General features: G+C 31.4%; 7 protein-coding genes and 1 pseudogene. All 8 read right to left on the bottom strand.

What is annotated here, in order from left to right; genetic code table 11:
* The coding region (locus tag ACHZC3_RS02460; RefSeq protein ID WP_394758291.1) for an outer membrane lipoprotein carrier protein LolA at positions 1-447 on the bottom strand (447 nt) is incomplete at its 3' end.
* A 64-nt stretch (positions 448-511) separates the two neighbouring features.
* Positions 512-1,288 (bottom strand): polysaccharide deacetylase family protein, encoded by a 777-nt coding sequence (locus tag ACHZC3_RS02455; RefSeq protein WP_394758290.1) that lies wholly within the window; start codon positions 1,286-1,288, stop codon positions 512-514.
* Positions 1,282-2,346, bottom strand: coding sequence for a beta-ketoacyl synthase N-terminal-like domain-containing protein (locus ACHZC3_RS02450; RefSeq protein ID WP_394758289.1), 1,065 nt, complete (start codon positions 2,344-2,346; stop codon positions 1,282-1,284). The genes ACHZC3_RS02455 and ACHZC3_RS02450 overlap by 7 nt, the downstream gene beginning before the upstream one ends.
* Positions 2,343-3,542, bottom strand: a complete 1,200-nt coding sequence (locus ACHZC3_RS02445; protein ID WP_394758288.1) for a beta-ketoacyl-[acyl-carrier-protein] synthase family protein — start codon at positions 3,540-3,542, stop codon at positions 2,343-2,345. The genes ACHZC3_RS02450 and ACHZC3_RS02445 overlap by 4 nt, the downstream gene beginning before the upstream one ends.
* 97 nt (positions 3,543-3,639) lie before the next feature.
* Positions 3,640-3,867: a four helix bundle protein gene (locus ACHZC3_RS02440; protein ID WP_394758287.1), complete on the bottom strand. Its 228-nt coding sequence runs from the start codon at positions 3,865-3,867 to the stop codon at positions 3,640-3,642.
* 136 nt (positions 3,868-4,003) lie between these two features.
* On the bottom strand, positions 4,004-4,261 hold the full coding sequence (locus tag ACHZC3_RS02435; RefSeq protein ID WP_394758286.1) for a phosphopantetheine-binding protein: 258 nt from the start codon (positions 4,259-4,261) through the stop codon (positions 4,004-4,006).
* Between the two features lies 1 nt (position 4,262).
* On the bottom strand, positions 4,263-4,880 hold the full coding sequence (locus ACHZC3_RS02430; protein WP_394758285.1) for a 3-oxoacyl-ACP synthase: 618 nt from the start codon (positions 4,878-4,880) through the stop codon (positions 4,263-4,265).
* Positions 4,880-5,380, bottom strand: a pseudogene (locus tag ACHZC3_RS02425) (beta-ketoacyl synthase); the annotation flags it as partial. The pseudogene ACHZC3_RS02425 and the gene ACHZC3_RS02430, both read right to left, overlap by 1 nt.

Here is a 5,380-nt window from a genome sequence, read left to right as displayed (position 1 = left end):
ATCTTTATCGAAAGTTAGCTCAATTTGTTTGATGTATTTTTTTAGCGCCGCATCTTTTGGAATAAACTTCGTAATATTGTTGGTTTTATTTTTAAAATAAGAAATTACAAATTCCTTATCATCAAACATATTTCCACTTACGCTTCCTACAATAAGTTTGTTTATTTTTCCAAAAATTTTGCTACTGCTCACATCCATAGCGCTTTTCTTGCCTTCGTCATCTATAAAAATCTTTCCGCTTTTGAAAACAATACTATAATTATAAGGTTTCTTGTATTGCCATTGCAACATATTTGGCTCTTTAAAGACCATTTTTCCTGAAGTTTCTATGTCTTTCGACAGAAAATCTAAGTGTTTGTATTGCACAAAATCGGTAGTTAAAGTTTTTATTTTTGTTGCAACTTCCTTGACTGCTTTTTTGAAAGAAACTATTTCTGTTTCAGTCATTTTTTGCTCTTGAGCGAGTAATGAGAGGTTGTAGAAACATAAAATTAATGCAATTATATAGGTTTTAATCTTCATAAGCTTTGATATCTAAAAGTTGCTCTAACGAAACAACTTTATATTCATTTTCTTCTACAAACTGCAATAACTGTTCCAATGCGTTTACAGATTGTAAGGAAGTATCGTGCAAAAGTACAATCCCGCCAGGAGAAATTAGTTTTTTTATCCTGTTAAAAACCAATTTTTCATTTTTAATAATTCCGTCTAATGAGCGAATATTCCAGCCAATAACGTGATGCTTGGTAACTTCTAAAGCTCTTTTTATTGATGGATTTGTAACACCAAAAGGTGGACGAAATAAAATAGTTTTTTTATCTGAAATTTTTTCGATTAGAGCATCCGTTTTTTCAATTTCGGCTATTAATTTGTCTTTTCTATAAAAATCGAAAAGTCGAGAATGGTCATAAGAATGATTACCTACAATATGTCCTTCAGCAATGACTTTTTTTAAGATTTCAGGGTGTTTTTCTATATTTTTACCAATGCAAAAAAAAGTAGCTTTTGTATTGTGCTTTTTTAAAACATCTAAAACCAATAATGTCATTTCATGTGGTCCATCATCGAATGTTAGTGCAATATTTTTTTCTTTTTCTAACGGATTGTTACAATACGCTTTTAAAAAAAAATTTAAAGGAATTTGAGTAGAACCCGTAATTATAACAATAAATCTGGAAACAAAAAGCAACAGAAATAACCACCAATTTACCGTTACAAAAAAACTAAAAAGTAATAGTAAGGCAAAAAGTACAAAAAAAACAATATTTGTATTTCTGTAATTTAGCATTTTGAAATTAAAGTAAAACTATGATCGATTCCTTTGTATTGGTTGTATAAAAGTATGTTTTTATAGTTTGTGTTTTCTAAATGATTTACTTTTAGAATTTCAGGAATTTGTTGCGTTTTTATAATTTTTGCACCAACCCACAATCCAAAAGCAGATGCTGTATTGTATTCGCCAGACAAATGTTTATAATAAACTTGTTGTGTTTTTGCAAAAGTGTTTTCAGCAATATTTCTATAAAAAACATCAGTTTCTACATCGCCGTTGTAACCCAAAACTACTGCATCAATATCAGAGATTTGTAATAAATTTGATTTTAGAAAATCAATTATTTTTGTTTCAACTTCATCAATTTGAAGCTTGTTAATGATTTCAACATCTAAAACGGCAGCATACGAATTCTCTTGTTTTTTATCTTCGAGAACAAAAAAAGTAGCGCCTTCACTATATACAACTCCTTTTGTAGTTGAATTTAGCACTTTATACGGACTCTCATTGTCTTGTTTTACAAATCCAGCCAACTTAAAAAGCGATGCTGTATAATCGTTCATTTCATCTATTCCTCCAATTAAAATTGAGGAAACTTCGTTTTCATCAAACTGTAATTTTGCATCTAAAAGTGCCGATTCGAAAGAAACCGAACCATTTACATAAGTGAAATTATAGGCTTTGCATTGCAATCCCAAAGCGATTTGAGAACCAACTGTATTGTGAGTTGATTGGATAAAAGAAGTTGGTGTTAAAAATTCTTCGTTATTATCGATTAATGCTCTTAGAAATTTATCAGAATCGTCTATACAGCCCATTCCTGTTCCTGTAATAATAGCATCAAAAGTTTCGGTATTTGCTTCTTTCATGGCCAATGCCGAAGCTACAATTCCGTTTTTCACTCCTTTTGCCATTCTTCGAATTGCCGTTGGCGAAATAAAATCTTTGTAAACAGGAATTTCTAATGGCAAAACATTAGTCGTTTCATTTATTATTGCTTCTTCCAAAAAAATTGTGTCGAACGTTTTTTGAGCCGAAATACAACCTACACCATTTATATATGTCTTTCTCATTCGCTTTTTGAAAAAATTACGGTCGAACAATTTCCGCCAAATCCGAATGAATTAGACAAAACATGTTCGATATTTTTTTGTTTTAAAGTGGTTTGTGGAATCATATTAAACTCTTCCATCGGTGTTTTAAAATTCATATTTGGAAAAACCACATTATTTTGAATTGCCAAAACACTATAAACTGCTTCAATTGCTGCTGCTGCTGCTAATGTGTGACCTGTAAATGGTTTTGTTGAGCTAAAGTCGGGAATATTTTTCTCACCAAAAACTCGAACTATTGCTCTTCCTTCTGATAAATCATTGTTAGGTGTTGCAGTTCCATGCACATTGATATAATCAATTTGCCCTGGTTTTAGTCCCGAAACTTGAAACGCTTTCTCCATTGCTAGAAAGGCACCATCTCCGTTTTCGGAAGAAGCAGTTTGATGAAAAGCATCGTTTGCGTTTCCGTAACCAGAAACTCTTGCCAATACTTTTTTGTTTTCTTTTTTTACAATTTCGTCCGATTCTAACACTAAAAAAGCGGCGGCTTCACCTAAATTTAATCCTTTACGGTCATTATCAAATGGCATATTATATCCGTCCGATAAAATCATCAAGGTTTTAAATCCGTTGATGGTAAATTTTGCCAAAGCATCAGTTCCGCCCACAATCACTCGATCTAGTTTTCCTGATTTTATTAATCTTGCACCCAACATAATCGAATTGGCTGCCGACGAACAAGCAGTACTTATTGTGGTTACCATTCCGTTTAAACCTAATTCATTGGCTATTTTTTGAGCCACATCGCCACCATCATGACAACTAACATATTTAATGGTTTCTGGCTTTTCGAAATAATCGTAATAATATCTTTCAGTCATGTCCATTCCACCAACGCTAGTTGCCGAAATTAGTCCTGTTTTGTATTCATTTATCGAAGTAATTCCTGCATTTGCAACTGCTTGTTTGGCTGCAATGGCACCAATCATAGTGGTTCTCGAAAAATTATTATCTGAAGGAAGTTGAAGTTCATCAGCTAACTCTTGGTTGGTTTTCTTGATTTCACCCACTTTTCTCAAATCAGCATGTACCGTCGATATATTTTCGATGGTTGTAATTGCCGTTTTGTTATTGACGAGCGAAAAATAATTTTCTTCAACCGAATTCCCGATTGCCGATATTATTCCCATTCCTGTTATTGCGACTCCTTTCATTCCATTTTAGATTTTAGAATTCAGATTTTAGATTATTTTTTTTACTTATTAAAATTTAGATTTTTGAATTACTTATTCTCGTGTTAACAGTTTTTAATTAGCTAACAAAAATTGCTGTTAGTTGATTGCCTTCATCTAATAAATTTGAAACTTCGTTTATATCAAACCATTTTCTATCAATAATTAATTCTAGCCAAAACATTGTTTCATCAGCTTCTTCTAAAACTATATTCATTTTAGAGATGAATTCTCTATCACTTCGAGCCCTACAAACAGCTCGGTAATTTGCACCAACTGATGTTCCACTTAATAATTTGATTTGCAATAGTTTTTCCTGCTATTGAATTCGGTAATTTTTCAACCAAATTTATTATCAAGATGGAAAAATTTTTAGTTCTTAATTTTAATTCGTTTGTAGTCATACATTTTTAAATCTAAAATCTGAACTCTAAAATCTAAAATTATTTTGTTCTGTTTGCAGTGATATAAGCTGCCATGGTTTCGATAGATTGGAAAATATTTTTTCCTTCTTTTGGATCTACTAATTTGATTCCGTAATCTTTGTCAAGCATAACAATAAGCTCTAAAGCATCGATAGAATCTAATCCTAGTCCGTCGCCAAATAAGGCATCATCATCATTTACATCTGCTACATTTATATCTTCTAAGTTTAGAACTTCAATGATTTTTTCTTTTAATTCTTGTTTTAACGCTTCCATATTATTTGTTATATAAATTTTCTATTATTTCTTTATTATGTTCTGTTTTCCCTTCGTTGGCAACCAAATAAAGGAATGCTTTGTATTCTTCATTATAATATTCGACCCAACCGAAAAGCACTTTTTCTGCTTTTTTTGTATGCAAAAGTACGTTGGCATAATTTGTCATGAATTCCGAATGGAACGCGTCAAAGATAAAAAAAGAATTTTCACTTTTCAATTGGTGTTTGATACTAATTTCTCCGATGCAAATATTGGGTAACGTGTAAACAAAAACTGCTGGAGACGGAAAATAATTTTCCTTGTCGGAAATTGAATTTTGGTATTTTACATCGGTATCTAAACTTGATGATTTATTGGCAAAAACTAAAGCAATATTATTTTCTTTAGATTCGTCAATTTCATTTTTCAGAAGTAATTCAGCAGCTAAAAAAGCCAATTTACTCAAATTATCCATTTTGAAAAATTTTGGATAATTGATATCGAAATTTTGATAGGCTTTCTTCGAAAAATCAGAAAATAAATCAGAATCCGATTTAAAAATCGATTCTCCATTCAGTATAATTTCATTATTCTGAATGGTGCAGAAGGATTGTATGTAGGTTTTATTTTCTAACATTATTTTATTTTTTCGAATAAAACCGCTGTATTGCAACCACCAAAACCAGATGCTGTTTTTAGGAAATAGTTGCAGTTTTTATCTTGATTTTCTTTAATAATATTAATGGGTTGACTCACGCCCATTTCATCAAAACCTAAAGAAACGAATAATTTATTTTCTAAAACAGATTGAATTCCAATAACGGTTTCTAGCAATCCAGAAGCACCTAAAGTATGTCCATAAAATCCTTTTAGACTATTTATCGGAACATTTTCTAATCCTAATCTGTTAAATGCAATGGCTTCCATTTCGTCATTAAACGGCGTCGCTGTTCCGTGAGCAGAAATATAATCAATTTGATTTGGCTTGATTTTGGCTTCCAATAAAGCACTTTCGATGCTTCTGAAAAGTCCTTCGCCTGTTCTCGATGGTCCAGAAATATGATTGGCATCGTTTATAGAACCATCTCCAATAATTTTTATTTTAGCATTTTCTTTATTAGCTGAAACCAAAACCGC

This window comes from Flavobacterium sp. (assembly GCF_043720215.1).
In the GTDB taxonomy this organism is placed as follows: domain Bacteria; phylum Bacteroidota; class Bacteroidia; order Flavobacteriales; family Flavobacteriaceae; genus Flavobacterium.
The sequence above is the reverse complement of the archived record's forward strand: the minus strand, read 5'-3'. Positions and strand labels throughout refer to the sequence as shown.